This window comes from Candidatus Nitrosocosmicus oleophilus (assembly GCF_000802205.1).
Lineage (GTDB): Archaea > Thermoproteota > Nitrososphaeria > Nitrososphaerales > Nitrososphaeraceae > Nitrosocosmicus > Nitrosocosmicus oleophilus.
Genome location: NZ_CP012850.1, coordinates 3,260,810 through 3,278,259 on the forward strand (window position 1 = coordinate 3,260,810; position 17,450 = coordinate 3,278,259).

A 17,450-nucleotide genomic window follows, 5' to 3' on the forward strand; every position below is an offset into this window, starting at 1 on the left:
TAAAAAATTGATGGTGCATAGTCAGACCATTTTTTAATGTAGACAATTCTTTTGATTCTAGACCTGTCCGTGTCGTCAATTGAAGGTTATAGGAGTCAGACAAGTTATCGTATCTTTTTTAGCAACAAGGTATGAGATATCATTCCTTCCCAATGGGCAAATGAAACCTAGCAGGATCTTTCCTTGAACCTTTCGTCCCAAAAATTAACTTCGCTGTTGACGTTTGTGCTCTGCACTACCTGTTGATTCACCAACACCTTTTAGAAAGTAATTCTTTGAAGATCGAAGGTGGCATAGCATCTATTTGACATTTGTTCGCCCAATCAACATGTTTTGGTATGTTATATCAAACTAGTATCGTTACTATATTTAAGTAAAACAAAACAAAGTAAAGGAATTTGCGGTTATATACAGACTGTTCTTACTACTTATCGACCTTATTATTTATTTAGTCAAAAGCCAATCAACAGATGAAAGGAGATCAAAATATTTCCGGTTGTCTTTTAATATATCAGCAACTGCTTTTTGGATTTCAGATAGATAGGTGGGTCATATGCCATGAATAACACTACCTATAATTTCTGATTGTGATTTGGGACAAAACTACTATACTGACATTCTTGGAAAACCATTGAAAGTCTAGCAATGCTGTTGTTATAATTTATCAATATGGTAAATTGAGATATTGATAGAATCGTCTAAACGAAAAATAGGTTGTCAAATAATGGGATAAAATAATATTATATTGTGCCATTAGATAACCAAAGATGCATCTTACGCGTGATGAGGAAAAAGGACTGTATGGAGAATATGGCGAGGCTACTTCTACTGCTTACAGAATATTAGTAGCAATAGGGGAAGCAACAGATGCAGAAAAGCTTGTACCCATCAAATGGGCACATGTTTCAGGAGTTAACTATAATACAATAGGAGATAGTGGATTAGAGTTTCTAAGAGAAATTAGCAAGGACGGGAAAGTGAGGGTAAACACATCACTTAATCCAATGGGCTTTGATAGAGAAAATCTACCGGAATTATCACCTGAATTCATTGAAAAACAGTTTGAAATAGCAAGTGCTTATGAAAAGATAGGAGTCACACCAACCTTTTCATGTATTCCATACGAAATTTTACCTATACCACAAGAGGGTACCCAAGTTAGTTTTGCTGAAAGCAGTGCTGCTGTTCTGGCAAATTCTCACCTTAATATTATTACAAATAAAGAAAGCGCCTTAAGCGCATTAGCCAGTGCGTTAACTGGAAAATCCCCTTATTCGGATTTGAGGATTGATGAAAATAGATCACCAATGGTAGAAATCGTTAACGAGACGGATTTAGAAAATGAACTTGATTATGGACTATTGGGATATTTTACAGGAAAGACAATTCAAAAGAGTTGTACCGGCATTTGTAGTATCTCCGAAAATACCGATATGTGGAGTTTGAAGTCACTTGCCGCGGGAATAGGAACTTCGGGTTCCTGCGGAATGTTTCAATCCAAAAAACCATCAAGATCCCTCGAAAAAGTAAATTATGGAAAAAAGGAGATGAATGAAACTAGAGATGAATTGAATACTTCAGAGGACGGGCAACTAATAACATTTGGGAGTCCGCAGCTTGGATTTGAAGAGATAAGTAAAATTCAAACACTGATGGATGGAAAGAAATTCAGTAAACCTTGTAAGATCTTTTGTCCAAAATCGGTATTTTGCAAGGCTAAACAATATGGAATCATCGACTCATTACAGAAATCAGGAGTAGAATTTATTTCTGATGCGTGTACCTGCTTAACACCGCTTATAAATAAGAAAAATTATGATAGCATAATTACTAACAGCGTCAAGGCATCATATTATATGAAAACATCAAATAAGGTTTCAGTAGCTTTAAAGAGTCTTAAATCAATATTAAAAGGATATACGGTATAAGTTAGCTTGGAATTACTTTTAATGTAATAGAGTGGAGATTTGATTTGGAAATAAAATGTAAAAAAATAGTTGGAGGGAGAGCTAAAGGCAATTTATTGTTGTCAAAAAAACCCATTAATTTTCTTGGAATGGTTAATACTCAATCAGGAGAAATAACAAATACTAGTAACGGTTTTGAAAGACAAAATTTAAAGGGAAAAATCCTCGTTTTTCCTAATTCAATTGGTAGTAGCGTAGGAGCATATACAATTTATTCTCTAAAGAGCAACAATGTAGCGCCTAATGGCATAATTTGTACTAACAACGTGGATATAACTACTGCATCAGGTTGTGCGATTTCAAATATACCATTAGCTTTCATCGACAGCCTAAGGTATAATGATTTGGTCAAATGTGTAGAACTTTCAGGTACAAACAAGGAAATGGAAATCACTTTAGATACAGAAGAAGGGAAGATTATTATCAATTAGAGAAAATCTATATAATCTATACTTTTCAACTAATGTGTCGCGGCATATGGCTTTCGATGGGCGAACGGACCATTTTAGAATGGAATGAAGATAAAAGTCCATATGCCGGGACGAGAGGTAAATAAGATTGGTCTGTAAAATTAGTTTGAGATTGAATACCTATGATGATGAATACTGGTTTGGTTTGATCTGGCAGATCTAAGATTACAATTCAAACTGCATAGTGCCGCCTTCATTGAATTACTATTCAGTGAGGAATATTCATGTTATCATAATAAGGATTGATCAATAAGCCAAAACATATTAGTATAAATCTTTACAAGTTATTATATTGGTCAAATTTTGTCCCGAATGTGGAGGTAGCTTGAATTTTGATACAATTACTAAGAACTTTATTTGTAGGGGTTGTGGTCTTTATGCTCCCAGAGAGAAATTCGAAGAATTGCATGAGAAAATAAATACGGATGATCGGAAGAATAGAAGCGATGACTATCTAGATTGGTGGCAATCGTCTAAAAAAGATAAGAAGAACGATCACTAGTTCTTTAGTTTTTTTTTATTCATATCCAACATTAATACGGTTTTGCAAACGGAACAAATTTCGTCGGTCGAGATTCCACCACAATTTAGACAAGCATTTTTGATCTGTTTATCATTATTGGAATTTTTTACTATTCTAGATAGTTTGTTCATGGAATTGAAACAATTGTATTTTATGCCCGGGTGGATTTTTTCTAGATCATTGAAAAACGCTCGAAAGTCGCTACGGATGCTTTCGTTCATATAAGGACATTCATCTGCCTGAAATTCAATACCCATATGGAAGGCGTAAAATACTATTTCATTCTCATATAACTCAACAAGTGGCTTAATTTTCTTTAATCCATTTTGATATGTTATGGGTTGAGGATACATCCAACCAATTCTCCCAACATCACCAGAAAACAAATTTATCATAAATGTTTGAAGGTGATCATCTAAATTATGTGCAGTTGCAAGAATGTCTGATTGCATTGAAAGAGCTGCAACATCTAATGCCCTTCTCCTAAATGTTCCACAAATGGAACAAGAGCTAACTTTTTTTGATGGCCTTTTTACTACCGCTTCATCCATACTCGACCCAAAAAGGTCCTTGTAACTGAAAATCTTAAAAGGCACCTCCAATTCATTGCAAAAATCCTTCACAATGGTGAGAGATTCATCACGGTAACCTTCAATTCCTTCATCGATTGTGATTGCGATAATATCATTATTGTTATTTTTTGAAATTTTTTTTAAGATGTAAAGAAGAACAAGACTGTCTTTCCCGCCAGATACTCCTACAGCTACTCGTTGACCATAATTAATCATGGAATATTTTGAAATGGTGTGCAAAGTTTTCTTTTCAATTGAATGTATGAAACAAGATTTACAGAGAGCTTCACCAGAGTAAAGCCGGTTAAACACCACTGGTCTTTTATTACATTTATTGCACGTAGGCACCAAAGCGCTAAGTACAGCATACTAACAAACAAGATAAAAGTGTTAAAGTCAAAATATCATCATCAGTTTTCAAATTTGTAAATTTAATTATTTATGTTTACTCCAACATGGTAATAATGATCGTCTATGCTCCTTTTATAATTCAAAAAAAGCATCGAAGATCAACCTAGGATCAAGTTTTGTGGTGAAATATTTCAAAGTGAATGTATAATGGTCACGATTTCTTTATCAATTAGCCCCTTACCGTGATCTTGAATCAGCGGATTATTAGTCTCTACAAAGGTTGCAGTAACTTGTGCTCACTCACGTATGTTTGTTCTAGAAAATCTTTGGATCTTCCAATAAATTATAATATCAATACGAATCCCTGGGTGAAATGTACCAGAATTAAGTCTCACATTCTTGATAAGCTTCAAAAAAAAATACTAATAATTTTAGCTCAATCTATCAAAAATGTGAAATATCTAAAAGACATCCTACTATAGGAATAGTAAGGCAAAATAAATTAATTTAATACTGTAAAAATCATCTAAAAAAATTAAGAAATGACTGAGTGGGTTAAATAAAGGTTTATTTATTTTGATAAAAAGATCTGATAAAAGCATTCCAGGCATTAAAGGCGTTTGTGATATATTCGGTATATGCATCTAATGTTTTGTTATATAGCTTTACATTTTCACGAGTAGTATCGATTGCATCAAAATTAAATTGATTATTGGCGGTAATTGCTTTTACAAAGTTATCCACATTTTCATTGGTTTTATTGAAGAGTTGTTGATATGTTTCATTAGGCTGTGATTGAGACACATTTACATATTCCCTTATCAATTCTTTTTGATGTGTAATTGTCTTGGTAATAGCGTCCTTTGAAGATTGAATCACTTCAAGTTGAAAATCAGAAACAGACTGTAGAAATCGTGGTTGAATTTTAACATATTCATCAAATGATTTTATCATATTATTTTGCAAAGTATCAAGGGTTTTTTCTGCCGATTGTTCCGAGAGGTTGATATAAGAATTTACTTTTTTTTCTACGTTGGTAGAGATATTTGAATTTGTTGTATTAACTTCTTTACTCATATGTTATAATTACAAAAGGTGACTTATAAACTTTACCAGAATTACCCATTTAATTCCAATAAAAACCGTTAAATGGTCTAAACAAAAAAAATTAGACTTTGGTTCCGCAGGCTCCACAGAACTTTTGTCCGTCGCCTATTTGGTTACCACAGTGAGTGCAGAACTTGCCACTGACAGAAGTACCACCAGCTGCAACAGCCACATGTTTCTTCTTAACACCAACGGTGCTTGCAGCAAAGAATGCAGCAGCAACTCCGCCAATAACTACAGTTATTACAATTATCATCAACACTGTGCTATCCAAATTAGTTCCAAACATTGCAGTACCAGAACCATATGCACCTTGTTGTTGAGCGTTACTAATTTTCTCTTTAGCCAAGGTAAGTTGTTCTTCCAAAGTTGCAGCCCCGGGTTGACCGCTATATTGAGCATATGCAATATTTAATACTGGTAATAATAGTATAGAACCAATTACCAATGAAAAAGCCGCTACCATTGAGTATGCCTTGTTCATATTAAAAATTACTCAGATAGGAATTATATAACTTTTATGTTAAAGAATAATGATAACATTTAAGATATGTAAATTTTCATATTAAGACAGAGAAAAATGGCGCGAACTCATGCCCACACACATGGAAAATCACATTCTATTAGACCAACTTCTAAAAATGCACCCTCTTGGGCTATCGATAGTCAAGAGATTATTAAACAAATTGTAGAGTTCGGAAAGGATGGTATGACCGCGAGTGAGATAGGATTAAGGTTAAGAGACGAATTTGCAGTCCCATTAGTTAAACCAATTATTGGAAAAACCATTACTCAAATTATGCAGGAAAATGATATTCAGAGAGCAATGCCTGAAGATCTAGAAAGACTGGTACGCAAGGCTTTGGGATTACAAAAACATTTGAATGTCCACAATAGTGATAAGAGAAATGTCAGGTCGTTGGAGTTGATAGAATCTAAAATACATAGATTATCCAGATATTATAAAAAAACAGGTAAAGTAACCAAATCTTGGAAATATGCATCAGTAATCGCTAAACTAGAGTAGAGAATGCGATATACTGATCGTGACCATATATTAAATACAGCAAGTCAAAAATTATTAAATCAAATAGAACACCGAAAAGATATTTTTATTCTTTCTAATTCAACCGTAGATGGCCTAGTGGGAAGTGCCATATTACTAAGTTCCATTCATAATTCGAACGGAAATACGACAATTAGATGTTTTAATTCATTAAAATTTGAAGACTTTAAGAAAGAATTGATAAAGGTAGTTGATGAGAAACACGATTTTTATGTTTTTGTAGATTTTGATTCAAACTTCTTTGATCTTATAGCCAACTCCATCCAAGAAAGCTATTACTTGTTTGTTAATTCAGATTCATGCAATTTGGATCAACTTATAGAAAAAGATAAAACCGTAACCTTTGTGAATTCGATGGTATGGCAGAGGGATAATGACAAAGAAACAAAACATACTTCGTCCAGTTTGACATATCTAATAGCTAAAAACTTTGATAGAAAGATAATTAATAGTTCTTTTTTACCCATCGTAGCTGCATTTTCAAAGAACATTGATTTTAACAATAATGATCAGACTGAACTCAAAGAAATCTTACAATCGGCACTGGACCTCAACTTAATCGAGAGAAAGAAGGGACTAAACTTTGGGGTAAGCGAAACCACACCAATTGTAGATGCGATGGAAAATAATACAGCCCATTTTATCAAAGGGGTTACATGGAATAAAGAAAATTCAATTAAGATATTAGAAAAGGCGGGCATCCAAATTAAGGATAATCAAAGGATTAGAACTTGGAGAGAGCTTGAGGATGAAGACTTCAACAAAATATTCAATGCCGTTGAAAAGTACATAGAAGAAGATGGTCATCATAAAAACAAAAGCGATGATAATATCAAAGAGATGAAAAAAAGAAATCGAGACTTGTTGTTTGGGTATAACTACATCTTGACTAACGAAGAACCAGGTAGTATCTTAAAAAATATTAGGTCATTTTCTAAAGCTCTAGACTTGTGTGTAAGAAATCAAACTTTTGGACTTGGATTATCCATTTGCCTCGGTGACAGAGACGACGCAATGAAACAGATAAAGAATCAATCTATAGATCATGACAATCTCATAAAAAAAGTAAGTAATAAGATATTTGATGAAAAGTGGAGATTCTTTGATGACAAGGAAACCATTTACATTAATGCGGAGGGAATTTTAGATGAAAAAAATATTGATCTTTTCACTTCAATCCTCGAAAAATCTGTTTCATTTGCAGATAGATTGATTTGTCTTAGAATCCTGTCAACGGAGAGTGATGAAGAATACAAATATACTTTAATAAAACCCAAATTAGCAAAAGTAGACTTTGTTAAAATAAAAGAAAAGATTTATGATCTTGCCGAAATCCATGGCGATTTGAATAGTAATAATACTAGAGCCAGTTCAACAACTAGTGTTATAGTAGACGTTGTTGACAAGATAGAGATCAGAGTTCCCATAGTTAATTTAGAAGTCTTTTTATCGAATATTAAAAAAATAGTTTTGGATGCAAAAAGATCCTGATATTTGTATTGATACAAAAATAGTGATAGAGTGTAAAGATGAAAAAGATGTACAAACCATTTTCAAGACTCTAAATCCCGATAACAAAGAATTTCCCAAGGGACTGGAAATGGAAGTCCAGACGAACAGAACACAGTTTTTGTTGAAAGTAGCATTCAGAGATAATAATGGGGAAAAAAATAATATTAATACGCTTATAAACACGATTGAAGAGATCATGGAGCATATTGCAATCATCAAAGAAGTGACCAAAATTGATTGATCCAAAGATCATAAAAGAAAATCAGGTATTAGTAAAGGAAATGCTAGTCAATAGAAATATGGATTTTCCCCTGGATGCACTATTCAATGCAGACAAACAAAGACGAGATTTGATAGTTGAATTACAACATGTAAAACATCAGAAAAATGTACTATCTAAGGAGATATCAGAAAGGAAGAAGAGAAAAGAGGACGTATCTTCGAAAATCCATGAAATGAGTGAGATAGGTATGGAGATAAGCAGACTGGAAGAAGAAAGTAGAATAAATGAAGAATCATTCTCAAAATACATTCGTAGCTTACCTAATTTCTTTCACGAAACTGTGCCATTGGGTAAAGATGAAAATGACAATAAAATAACAAGAGAGTACAACGGCAAGCTAAAGGTAATAAAAAAACCTACTGACGGAATTGAAAAATCAGAGAAAGAAATCATAGTCAATAAGGAAGTTCCAGGGATTTTACAAATTAAAAATCATATAGACCTTACGGATGGACTGGGTCTGATCGATTTAGAACGGGCAGGAAAAATTTCAGGATCCCGTTTTTATTTCTTAAAAAATGAAATGGTCAAGCTGAGCATGGCACTAGCTAACTTTGCAACAGATTATTTGATTAAAGAGGGATATACAGTAGTGCAACCTCCTTTCATGATCAGAAGAGACGCAATGGAAGGAGCAGTCATCTTGAGCGATTTTGAGGAAACCATTTACAAGATAGAAAATGAAGACTTGTATATGATCGGCACCTCAGAACATCCCCTAGCATCAATGCACATGAATGAAATACTGAATGGGAAAAATCTTCCCATCCGATATGGTGGGATTAGTACTTGTTTTAGGAAGGAGGCAGGTGCACACGGTAAAGATATGAAAGGACTTTTTAGGGTACATCAGTTTGAAAAAGTAGAACAATTCGTCTTTTGCAAACCAGAAGAGTCTTGGAAGGAACATGAAAGACTCTTACAAATTACTGAAAAATTTTATGAAATTCTAGAGATTCCATTTCGGACAATAATTTTGTGCTCTGGAGATCTCGGAAAGGTGTCTGCAAAGACTTACGACATAGAAGCATGGTTTCCCGCTCAAAATTCTTATAGAGAGATATGTTCGTGTTCGAATTGCACCGATTATCAAGCAAGAAGTCTAAGGATAAGGTATAGAAACAATCCTAACGATCAAACATCATTAGTTCATACACTAAATAGTACTCTTGTAGCAATTCAGAGAACCCTAGTCGCTATCCTAGAAAATTATCAGACCGTTAAGGGGACAATCATAGTTCCGGAGGCTTTGAAAAAGTACATGGGCGGTATAGATGAAATAGGTAAATAAATAAATAAAAATATAAAATATCCATGTTCTATAAAAATTCATTTATGCTATTAAGACGTTCAAATAGTTTGGTTTTCAGATAAACGGAGAAATATCATTGCTAATGAGATATTGTTTTGCAAAATAAAGTAACCAAAATGTATATATCTTAGTTGTCAGGCTCATATTATAATGAGCTTGTTAAACGTACTGTCTCAAACAAGTAGTATGTTCCAAAACTTTGGCTTACAAATCGGGCCTCAATATGATCCATTGTTCTATGATGTAATGATATACATTTTTGGAACTATGTTATTTGGAGTATTCTTGCTGAGTGTAATTTCATTTTGGTTGAGAAGGAAGGGCCTTGGGGGCGCATCTGCTAAAGAGAAATGGACCCAAGAGTTAGAGAAATACTTTGAAAAAGAACAAATAGGGTTAATACCTGACGCGACACACCACTGGTAATAAATAAAAAGGACTGATCCTTTTTATTTATATAATAAATTTTTAATTATTGTTAGTTTCTCTTGTATCAAATTATAGTTGGCCAGTGGGGATTATCTCTTGGTGAAATTGAGACCATCAACAATCTTTTTAAAGACTATTATGTTTTAGAAAATCCTCTAAATCAAAATGTAGGCTACGCAAGTACTTTAGAAATCGAGTTTTTAAAAAACAAAGATACAGACTTTTTCGATTGCATAACAATCGAAAAATGGACAGATCTGGTAGGAATTATCAAGAACATTAAGAAAAGAAGGGGAAGAAAAGGGCTGAAATTGAAAATAACTATAGCAGATTATTTTGAATCTGGAGATACCATTGATGTTGATGCTAACATCAAAAATGGTGATGATGCAGACATCGAAAGGGAGGTTGAGTTATTATTTTTTAAGAGAACAATTTTTTTACTAATGCATAAGATTGACTCGGAATTTATTAAGGGGCTTGAAAGAATCGAGGTAGCGATTGAAAACTTTACAGAATTATCCAAAAAAATATCCCAATCCTCAATTTCAGAGGATCAAAATGAAAAGAATAGACATGAATACGGCAAAGCCGAGGAGAATTACCACAGTCTAAGCAATAACTACAACATGTCTACTGGTAATAGAGAAAGCGAGATCCAAATGCAGATCTTTTTATTTGATGACAAGAAGAGGGTTTGGAAAAATCTTTAGTTCTATATTAATATAAATAAAGAAAACATAGTAGAGCGGTTGCTCAATCCATAGAATTAAAAAAGACCATCTTTAGGAAGATAAAGTATGGGGAAAAAGGATGACACAAGTGGTCTTGAAAAAACTATGGATATTTTTCTAGATTTCAAGAACAAAGAAATCAACGTTGGAGAAGAGTTAGAGTGTATAATAACAATAAACTATACTGGTAGATTTGACAGCATAAGTATTAATTCCCAGATTGAAGATTCGTCGGATGTATTTACATACACGCAGATTAACGGTAAGAAAATTAATCACCCCTATGCGAGACTTTCTATAATGAAAAAAGAACTTCAAGATCCTAGTAGCATAAAATTAAAAGCTACTACACAACATGTTCCCAAAAATACTGAATCAGTTGTAAAGCTTAGAGCCACACTAATTCAAGAACATAAAGAAATAGCATCGGATATCAAATTCATCAAAATAAAAAAATGAGATAAATTTAGCCGAAGCTAGGTTCAACTGATACCTGGCCAGTCATCCAAGGATGAGGTTCGCAATGATACAGATACTCACCCCGTTGGGTAAAGGTGAAGTCATATGTACCTTGAGGAGGAATTAGACCTATCGAATCTAGAGAATTAAATGGTCCATTCACAGGATCTACATAGTTAGTATCACTCGTTACCGAATGTGCAGTAATATCATCATTTGTCCAAACCACTTTATTTGAGACCCCCAGTGATGCTCTTATTTCTTTGGGAACAAAGAAGGTTGGATTTGCAGGCAGCGAAGAGCCTTCGGCTATTTTAATATCAGTAGTTCCAGATGGATTCAAGATTTCCTCAGATACTTCAGGTTTTGCATTTATTGCAGGAGTAAAAACGAATTGATAGTATGCTAAACTAACAGTGACTATTACTACAAAGGAAATAATACTAATCCCGCCAATTTGGGACTGTTTTTTTACATTTTCCAATTAGATTTTATTCCTTCAGTCAATAATAAATATTTTTTTTTATGAGACCCTAAAAATAGAAAGTACTTGTTATCTAAAAAGAATTAAAGGATATGATTGTAGGAATAAAAAAAAATTAGGTAAGATTCTTGTCAGGATTAGTAGTTTTTGATCCACCCATATCCGAAATTGAAGTAGTATTGGGTGATTTAGTGGAATTAGTCTGTTGGGGTAATTCTCCATCATTTTGATCATTCTTGATAGAATATAATGAACCAGCAGTTGTTCGTATATTCTGACTATAGTCATTAGCTGGTCCAGGTCCAGTACTAGCATCAACACCTGTTGCGGAATTCTTTGAGGACGGCGGTATAGAACTTCCTTTTGAAGAGGATATTTCAGGAACCGGAACGGGTTTTTTGTCTTCTAGTGACTTATCCGATGGAGCATTAAAGATACGATCCGACGAATCAGATAGTTCGCCAACTGTGGCAGGTTTGGACGGCAATGACTTTGTGGAACCTGCACCAAAAGACGGAAAAACAAATTTACGCTTATTGGTAGTTACAACTTCCACATTAGACTTGGTAAGTCCACGTCCATACCTATAAAGATGGAACATTCCCGCAAATACGAGCATCAATATACCCATCAAGAAGAGAGAGTAGTTTTTCATACCATTTAATACAGCGTAGTATGCAGCTATGTTCAAGTATACTTGGAATGCGATTAATGCTATAAAGAGAATATACAACCATTTAGATGGAAGCTGTATTGGATTTTTCTCGGCGGGTTTTTGTTTTTTCGCGTTAGCCTCTGCATTTTTAGCCAGCTTGATCATCAGGTACGTAAAGCCAAATGACAAGGGAACCAGCAAGGCCATTACGGTGTATAGGAAAATTGGGTCAATTACCAGTCTCTCCAACAAAGACTTAGTCCTGTCTGGATCGATATAAAATCCCCAATAAGTAGTAATTATGATCTGCGCTATGCTAGTTATACCTATTGCGGTTATAATCGGCCTGTCCTTCCAAGAGAATTTTTTGTATTTATCTATGAAAGGAATTATTAACAATGTGAATATGAATAGTCCAGGCCACGCTACACCGGTAGTAAACTTGTCGAATTGACTTCTTAAGAAAGAATACAATCCTGTAAGATACCATTCTGGAACAGTGATTCCCGGCGGCACATTTGGATCAAATTTAAGGCCCATATCAATTGGAAATACACCTCCGGTCAACATTATCGCCCCCGAAACGGCCATCACCATAGGAACATCAAATACCAAAAATCGAGGAAAATGTACTACCATTAAACCCAGCAGTACAATGGGCAAGAAGAAAACATGGAAAGCATAGAATCTGAGCACAAAGTCATGAAACCCAGACCCGAAAAACGCGTTCATCATGTCGGGCCCCAAAATAGGAATGGAATTAGTCAGCGACGCCGCTATAGAAATAGCAAGTTCAGCTCTTTCGCTAAAAATAATATCATAGCCGGTAAAAGCTTCGAGAATAGTTAGTACGCCTAATAGGATTCCTGTTACCCACAGCATTTCATTTCGGATTTTATATCTACCACTGAAAAACTGGTAGTACATGTGCAAAATTGCAAGCATAACCATGGCATTTGAGGCATGATAATGTATATTTCTCATATGGAATCCGTACGGTATAGTGTCGTTAATCTTACTAACACTATCCCATGCCCTATCGAGTATAGGTTCGTACCATAACATCAAGAATGCTCCTGTGATGCCTAATATGATAAAAACTACAAAAGTTAACATACCAAGGAATCCAAGTGGGCTGACAAACTTGGTGGGGAGTGTAAATTTTAGCCCCATGAATATCGTTCTATCGAAACCTGTGTAAATCCACTTGAACAGCCTTACCAGGCTGTTATCTTGATTATGTAAGGAAGCGCCCATATCCAACTACCCCGTTTCCAGATGGAGTCCAATTAGGAGGTTTGATCCAAACATTGCCTTCATCATCAACCTCAAGATCTAACATTGGTAAGACATTAGAGGGTGGCGCTTGAAGTGAGGCAGGCCCTGCAAAAGCTTCCCCAGTCATAGGATCATACATTGACCCGTGGCATGGACATTCTCCACGCTTTCTACCATCTTCCGGCCAATATTTCCACAAGCACCATAAATGCAAGCAGACCATACTATACATTCTGAAGGCAGATGCATCTTTTTTTTCGCCTCCTAGTTCTGGTGGTAACCTAATAAACTGCCATGTCCTGAAGGCCTCTTCATTTAATACAGGATCTTCCGATACTGGAAAAACAACAGCTTCAGCATGATTTATTTTGAAAGTGTTAACATTTGCTTGACTTCCGTCAGGCAGAACCACCTTTGATCGCTCTCCCGTACTTTCTCTCGGATTAGGTAAAAATTTTCCCCAATCTACGAAAGGAGTGAAGGTCATAACTGTACCTGCGGCTGCAAGCAATTTTAAAAAATCTCTACGTGAAATCTTGCCTCCGTCAACATTTGGAGGTTGTCGTTGAGACATTATATTCAAAAATGTGGAAAGATATCTTATAAATCTTTATTTAGATTTTGTGCATTTAACACCAAGATTTGCGCCACGAATAAATTCTTATTGATTTAGTTTTTTCCAAAAATAAAACTAATGCTTACCGGCATAAGATTTAGAACTGATAAAGTATAGCAATTGTACAAGAAGATAAATGTTTGTGGACATTTCTAAATTACAATTACATTAATTTCAATTCACATCTAGCCTTATTCTGATAATTCCATTTCTAGCAGAAACATTTGAGATATGGAGAATGGTATTCGCCGGATGTGAAACTGGTATATCATATCTCTTGTTAGTATCAATAATAAGTACGGATAAGGTGTTTATGGATTCATCAAAATTTGCTTGAATTTGAGTATCACTCAAAGTATCCCGATCTTCTATTATTATATCGATAAATTTATCTCCAATTATGATTTCCGGGGTAAAGGATTTTTCCAACTTATCAGTATTTATGGATTTTGAACGGTCGTCATATCTATTTGATGAATCATTTGAAAAAGGGGGTGAGGATAGAGAAGACCTTCGTCGATAGTTTTGTGAAGGGTATTGCTTTTGTTTAATTAATATATTCGAAAAGAACTTCCATCCAAAAGCTGTTCCCAAGCCGATAATGAACCCACCTATGTGAGCCAGATATGCAACTCCGCCTGATTGACCGATAAATGCAAATACTAACTGCATTATGAACCAAAATGGAATGTATGCTATTGCAGGAATTCTGACGGTAGTTATGAAAAATGCAAATATGATGGTATGAATCTTAGCATGAGGATAGAAAACTAAGTAAGCCCCTAGAACACCCGATATTGCTCCGGAGGCACCAATTGCGGGTATATCTCCTTGACCTGTAGCTACAGCGTAAATACTGTGTGCGAAAGCAGCCATAACCCCCCAAAAAAGATACAGCATTAAATACTTAAAATGACCAAAACGATCCTCTAAATTATCGCCAAAAACATGAAGAAAAAACATGTTACCTAAAAGATGTGCTATGCCACCATGCATGAACATTGAACTAAAAATTGAACCCAAGTTTTGACCTGAAAGAATCAAATCTGGTATAGCACCATAATTGTAAAATAGTGCAATAACTGCTGTTCTATTTGAAAAGTTAGAAGTGACAATAACTTCATAAATGAAAATGACAATATTCATACCAATAAGGCCATAGTTTACATATGGCCGTCCATTTAATCGAGGAGTATCATCATGAATCGGGAACATAATTCAAGCGGGTTGTCAATCATAAAATAGAAGAATATTTGTGTTTTTCATGTGCCAAAAGGGTTGAAATTAGGCATATCACTATTTGTTTCACTATGAGCTTTTCTAACATGTCGTCGTAGCCGATCATCTTCGTCGAAGATCATGTCACAATATTTGCATTTCTTTTTATTATCATCTTTCTCATTTTTTTTATTTTTATCCTTTGTATTTTTTTTAGAAAATAATTTCACAATTATTTACAAAATGAGGATATAAATTAAAGTTGCTATCAATGTCTCTTACCAAAAATCTACCAAACTTGAATAAAGTAATAAATGGAAATGGATTACTCCATTACTATCATAGTCAAAGTAGATTTAACCCCATTCAGTTTTCTTAGCTTCCATGTTATAGTTTCTTTCACTTTATCCATGCTTTCACCTTCTACCAAAGCTACTATATCATAGACACCATAAACCTGGTAAACATGTTTTACTAGATCTATTTTTTTTAATTCATTAACAATCGATTCCTCACTACCCAATTCTGCATTCATAAGCACAAAAGCTTCTGGCATATACCAGATTACTACCTATAACAAATATAAAAATGTGATTTAGAATCAAATTTATTAGTTCAATGGCATTTGAGAATATCAGATTTCTGGACTTAATTTTGATTCATCAAATAATTTAGCCCTGGCCCATTCATAATCGAAAAAGTCTTCACACCATTCATGGAATGCGGCGTCTTTGCTATAAAACATGATATTAAGATCAGGTTCCCCCTTTAAGGTTGGAAAGGATATGCAGGATTCTTTTTCATTAAATATTGTCACTATGTTTGTTTTATCCATCATTCGTCGTTCCACAATTCCTTTAGATACAAGATTTTTCCACCCAAGTTTTTTTAATAGTTCATTTCTCCCTTTGGGTATCACAACATTAGCAGGGAAGATGTAACAGAATTTAACATTATTATTCACTCTTTCAGCAATGGTTTCTATTAAATCGATTGGAACTTGGGAGATAACTTCCTTGATATAGTCTTGAGAATTGTGATAAACAGCCTTCCACCGTTGAAGAACAGCCATTACACCCACAACCACTTCACAATTGTTTAAGGAACCAATTCTCTGAATGAATTTTAATGGTAGGTTACTAAGTGTATGTTCTTGAAAATAGTCTTTGTGTTTAAATGGGAAATTAAAGTTTGGAATAAGAGAAACAATAATCTCGCCGTACGGAGTTAATAACAATTCGCCTTCTCCTGTTTTTTTCACAAGTTTTGAATCAATTAGGCGGTTTATATTACGATGTGACTCCTGCATGGTGGCATTTAGGTCCGTTGCCAGCTGAGATAAGCGATAAGGTTTTATTGATAATTTCAGGAGCATGTATATTCGCAGGTCTCCTGCAAGTTCAAAGAAAACTGATTGAAAGTCATCGTCGGCCTGGCTGAGCATACGTTAAATTGAGAGAACTGGAATTTAAACTTGATAATTTAAATGAAGTGAACCTACGTAGAGTATAAAACAAAACGTTTTAATTGGTTTTGGTAATGATAAAATTTGAAGTGCCCGGGTAGTATAGAAATGCATTAATTGCATTGTAAAGTCCGGTCCAGTATGGGGGACTGTCACTCCCTTGACCCGGGTTCGAATCCCGGCCCGGGCGCTTTATAGATTCTAGTTTTTGGCTTGGGATAACTCTCATTAAGGTTCTTGATAATAGGACGTTTTCAAAGAGTCTATATCAAATTAATAATTTTGTTAGCACTGCAAATAGAGGTTGTTGAATTCAAGTGCCATCAATCGTTAAATATTATTTAACAATAGTATCAATGACCAAACTAGAGGAACTTTATTGCAGACATCAAATGTTTTATTGGGTTTACTAAACACGCCATTCTGTGGGAATTCAGGTCTAGAGAATAATGAAGACAGACAGTCAGAAAGTAGTAGTAGTAATGCAAATATCCAAAAATTGACCAAAACTAATTTTAGTCAATTGTTAGATATTGATTATGGTTTTAGGATGGAATGGCTGGATTCTTTTTGTCCGTCTTGGTATACCATCCAAAGAGCGATACAGCCCATCCAACAATAATTAACATAATAGATACCACTTCTGCGTCTACCATCGGATTTCGGAATTCTACTTCATTTGGAGGAGATTGTATATTATATTCCGTATCAGGAATGGAATCTTGAATTACAACAGGTGCTGTAATAGATACCCCTATTACCCCAACAACTACCATGATTAAACCAGCTACTAGTATTGGTTTATAACTGACCTTGACCATGCAAAGAACTACATTTTTTCCCTTATAAATATAACTCTATTTCAATAAAGTTAAAACAGCCTACATCCATATGTTAGCCACTTTATACCTAACTATCCGATGATCAATCAACGATAAAATTAAGAAGC

20 protein-coding genes and 1 tRNA gene are annotated in these 17,450 nt (G+C 34.6%); 11 read left to right on the top strand and 10 right to left on the bottom strand.

Annotated features, from left to right (window positions below):
- Window positions 1-767 precede the first annotated feature (767 nt).
- The 3 genes from NMY3_RS15685 to NMY3_RS15695 all read left to right on the top strand — a co-directional run bounded on the left by NMY3_RS15685 (window position 768) and on the right by NMY3_RS15695 (window position 2,939).
- Window positions 768-1,928, top strand: coding sequence for an aconitase X (locus NMY3_RS15685; protein WP_196816744.1), 1,161 nt, complete (start codon window positions 768-770; stop codon window positions 1,926-1,928).
- 44 nt (window positions 1,929-1,972) lie between these two features.
- Window positions 1,973-2,398: an aconitase X swivel domain-containing protein gene (locus tag NMY3_RS15690; RefSeq protein ID WP_196816745.1), complete on the top strand. Its 426-nt coding sequence runs from the start codon at window positions 1,973-1,975 to the stop codon at window positions 2,396-2,398.
- Window positions 2,399-2,762: 364 nt separating this feature from the next.
- Window positions 2,763-2,939: a hypothetical protein gene (locus NMY3_RS15695; RefSeq protein ID WP_196816746.1), complete on the top strand. Its 177-nt coding sequence runs from the start codon at window positions 2,763-2,765 to the stop codon at window positions 2,937-2,939.
- Here the strand turns inward: NMY3_RS15695 and NMY3_RS15700 are convergent.
- The 3 genes from NMY3_RS15700 to NMY3_RS15710 form a co-directional block, all read right to left on the bottom strand.
- Window positions 2,936-3,880, bottom strand: coding sequence for a TIGR00269 family protein (locus NMY3_RS15700; RefSeq protein ID WP_196816747.1), 945 nt, complete (start codon window positions 3,878-3,880; stop codon window positions 2,936-2,938). The genes NMY3_RS15695 and NMY3_RS15700 overlap by 4 nt on opposite strands.
- Window positions 3,881-4,450: 570 nt before the next feature.
- A complete protein-coding gene (locus NMY3_RS15705) occupies window positions 4,451-4,960 on the bottom strand; it encodes a hypothetical protein (RefSeq protein WP_196816748.1) in 510 nt (169 codons plus the stop codon).
- A 91-nt stretch (window positions 4,961-5,051) separates the two neighbouring features.
- Entirely contained in the window at window positions 5,052-5,474 is a 423-nt protein-coding gene (locus NMY3_RS15710) for a zinc ribbon domain-containing protein (protein WP_196816749.1), read from the bottom strand.
- A gap of 96 nt (window positions 5,475-5,570) precedes the next feature.
- Between NMY3_RS15710 and NMY3_RS15715 the strand changes: the two genes are divergently transcribed.
- The 7 genes from NMY3_RS15715 to NMY3_RS15745 all read left to right on the top strand — a co-directional run bounded on the left by NMY3_RS15715 (window position 5,571) and on the right by NMY3_RS15745 (window position 10,785).
- The gene (locus tag NMY3_RS15715) at window positions 5,571-6,017 is read left to right on the top strand and encodes a 30S ribosomal protein S15 (protein WP_196816750.1); all 447 of its coding nucleotides are present in this window, start codon (window positions 5,571-5,573) and stop codon (window positions 6,015-6,017) included.
- Window positions 6,018-6,020: 3 nt separating this feature from the next.
- Window positions 6,021-7,547 carry a hypothetical protein gene (locus NMY3_RS15720; protein ID WP_196816751.1) on the top strand — a complete coding sequence of 509 codons (1,527 nt, stop codon included), beginning with the start codon at window positions 6,021-6,023 and terminating at the stop codon, window positions 7,545-7,547.
- The gene (locus NMY3_RS15725; RefSeq protein WP_196816752.1) at window positions 7,531-7,809 is read left to right on the top strand and encodes a KEOPS complex subunit Pcc1; all 279 of its coding nucleotides are present in this window, start codon (window positions 7,531-7,533) and stop codon (window positions 7,807-7,809) included. The genes NMY3_RS15720 and NMY3_RS15725 overlap by 17 nt, the downstream gene beginning before the upstream one ends.
- Window positions 7,802-9,142 carry a serine--tRNA ligase gene (gene serS, locus NMY3_RS15730; RefSeq protein WP_196816753.1) on the top strand — a complete coding sequence of 447 codons (1,341 nt, stop codon included), beginning with the start codon at window positions 7,802-7,804 and terminating at the stop codon, window positions 9,140-9,142. The genes NMY3_RS15725 and serS overlap by 8 nt, the downstream gene beginning before the upstream one ends.
- Before the next feature lie 171 nt (window positions 9,143-9,313).
- A complete protein-coding gene (locus NMY3_RS15735) occupies window positions 9,314-9,589 on the top strand; it encodes a hypothetical protein (RefSeq protein WP_196816754.1) in 276 nt (91 codons plus the stop codon).
- 62 nt (window positions 9,590-9,651) lie between these two features.
- Window positions 9,652-10,305, top strand: a complete 654-nt coding sequence (locus tag NMY3_RS15740) for a hypothetical protein (protein WP_196816755.1) — start codon at window positions 9,652-9,654, stop codon at window positions 10,303-10,305.
- Between the two features lie 87 nt (window positions 10,306-10,392).
- Window positions 10,393-10,785 (top strand): hypothetical protein, encoded by a 393-nt coding sequence (locus NMY3_RS15745; RefSeq protein ID WP_196816756.1) that lies wholly within the window; start codon window positions 10,393-10,395, stop codon window positions 10,783-10,785.
- Between the two features lie 7 nt (window positions 10,786-10,792).
- Here NMY3_RS15745 and NMY3_RS15750 read toward each other — a convergent pair whose 3' ends face one another.
- From NMY3_RS15750 to NMY3_RS15775, 6 genes are all read right to left on the bottom strand, one after another.
- On the bottom strand, window positions 10,793-11,269 hold the full coding sequence (locus NMY3_RS15750; protein ID WP_231100128.1) for a cupredoxin domain-containing protein: 477 nt from the start codon (window positions 11,267-11,269) through the stop codon (window positions 10,793-10,795).
- Window positions 11,270-11,384: 115 nt separating this feature from the next.
- Window positions 11,385-13,181 carry a cytochrome b gene (locus tag NMY3_RS15755; RefSeq protein ID WP_231100129.1) on the bottom strand — a complete coding sequence of 599 codons (1,797 nt, stop codon included), beginning with the start codon at window positions 13,179-13,181 and terminating at the stop codon, window positions 11,385-11,387.
- The gene (locus NMY3_RS15760) at window positions 13,162-13,776 is read right to left on the bottom strand and encodes a ubiquinol-cytochrome c reductase iron-sulfur subunit (protein WP_231100130.1); all 615 of its coding nucleotides are present in this window, start codon (window positions 13,774-13,776) and stop codon (window positions 13,162-13,164) included. Before NMY3_RS15760 ends, NMY3_RS15755 begins: the two co-directional genes overlap by 20 nt.
- Before the next feature lie 216 nt (window positions 13,777-13,992).
- On the bottom strand, window positions 13,993-14,964 hold the full coding sequence (locus tag NMY3_RS15765; protein ID WP_196816757.1) for a rhomboid family intramembrane serine protease: 972 nt from the start codon (window positions 14,962-14,964) through the stop codon (window positions 13,993-13,995).
- Between the two features lie 397 nt (window positions 14,965-15,361).
- Window positions 15,362-15,592, bottom strand: coding sequence for an Lrp/AsnC family transcriptional regulator (locus NMY3_RS15770; protein WP_144728919.1), 231 nt, complete (start codon window positions 15,590-15,592; stop codon window positions 15,362-15,364).
- A gap of 78 nt (window positions 15,593-15,670) precedes the next feature.
- Entirely contained in the window at window positions 15,671-16,480 is an 810-nt protein-coding gene (locus tag NMY3_RS15775; RefSeq protein WP_196816758.1) for a helix-turn-helix transcriptional regulator, read from the bottom strand.
- 112 nt (window positions 16,481-16,592) lie between these two features.
- Between NMY3_RS15775 and NMY3_RS15780 the strand changes: the two genes are divergently transcribed.
- A tRNA-Asp gene (locus NMY3_RS15780) sits at window positions 16,593-16,691 on the top strand.
- A gap of 355 nt (window positions 16,692-17,046) precedes the next feature.
- Here the strand turns inward: NMY3_RS15780 and NMY3_RS15785 are convergent.
- On the bottom strand, window positions 17,047-17,322 hold the full coding sequence (locus NMY3_RS15785) for a hypothetical protein (RefSeq protein WP_196816759.1): 276 nt from the start codon (window positions 17,320-17,322) through the stop codon (window positions 17,047-17,049).
- Window positions 17,323-17,450 lie beyond the last annotated feature (128 nt).

Excerpts from the sequence above, each read along its gene's own strand:
- NMY3_RS15775 (WP_196816758.1), bottom strand. The coding sequence starts at position 16,480 with ATGCTCAGCCAGGCCGACGATGACTTTCAATCAGTTTTCTTTGAACTT.
- NMY3_RS15785 (WP_196816759.1), bottom strand. The coding sequence starts at position 17,322 with ATGGTCAAGGTCAGTTATAAACCAATACTAGTAGCTGGTTTAATCATG.
- NMY3_RS15715 (WP_196816750.1), top strand. The coding sequence starts at position 5,571 with ATGGCGCGAACTCATGCCCACACACATGGAAAATCACATTCTATTAGA.
- NMY3_RS15770 (WP_144728919.1), bottom strand. The coding sequence starts at position 15,592 with ATGCCAGAAGCTTTTGTGCTTATGAATGCAGAATTGGGTAGTGAGGAA.
- NMY3_RS15705 (WP_196816748.1), bottom strand. The coding sequence starts at position 4,960 with ATGAGTAAAGAAGTTAATACAACAAATTCAAATATCTCTACCAACGTA.
- NMY3_RS15710 (WP_196816749.1), bottom strand. The coding sequence starts at position 5,474 with ATGAACAAGGCATACTCAATGGTAGCGGCTTTTTCATTGGTAATTGGT.
- NMY3_RS15685 (WP_196816744.1), top strand. The coding sequence starts at position 768 with ATGCATCTTACGCGTGATGAGGAAAAAGGACTGTATGGAGAATATGGC.
- NMY3_RS15755 (WP_231100129.1), bottom strand. The coding sequence starts at position 13,181 with ATGGGCGCTTCCTTACATAATCAAGATAACAGCCTGGTAAGGCTGTTC.
- NMY3_RS15720 (WP_196816751.1), top strand. The coding sequence starts at position 6,021 with ATGCGATATACTGATCGTGACCATATATTAAATACAGCAAGTCAAAAA.
- NMY3_RS15745 (WP_196816756.1), top strand. The coding sequence starts at position 10,393 with ATGGGGAAAAAGGATGACACAAGTGGTCTTGAAAAAACTATGGATATT.
- NMY3_RS15760 (WP_231100130.1), bottom strand. The coding sequence starts at position 13,776 with ATGTCTCAACGACAACCTCCAAATGTTGACGGAGGCAAGATTTCACGT.
- NMY3_RS15725 (WP_196816752.1), top strand. The coding sequence starts at position 7,531 with ATGCAAAAAGATCCTGATATTTGTATTGATACAAAAATAGTGATAGAG.
- NMY3_RS15765 (WP_196816757.1), bottom strand. The coding sequence starts at position 14,964 with ATGAATATTGTCATTTTCATTTATGAAGTTATTGTCACTTCTAACTTT.
- NMY3_RS15735 (WP_196816754.1), top strand. The coding sequence starts at position 9,314 with ATGAGCTTGTTAAACGTACTGTCTCAAACAAGTAGTATGTTCCAAAAC.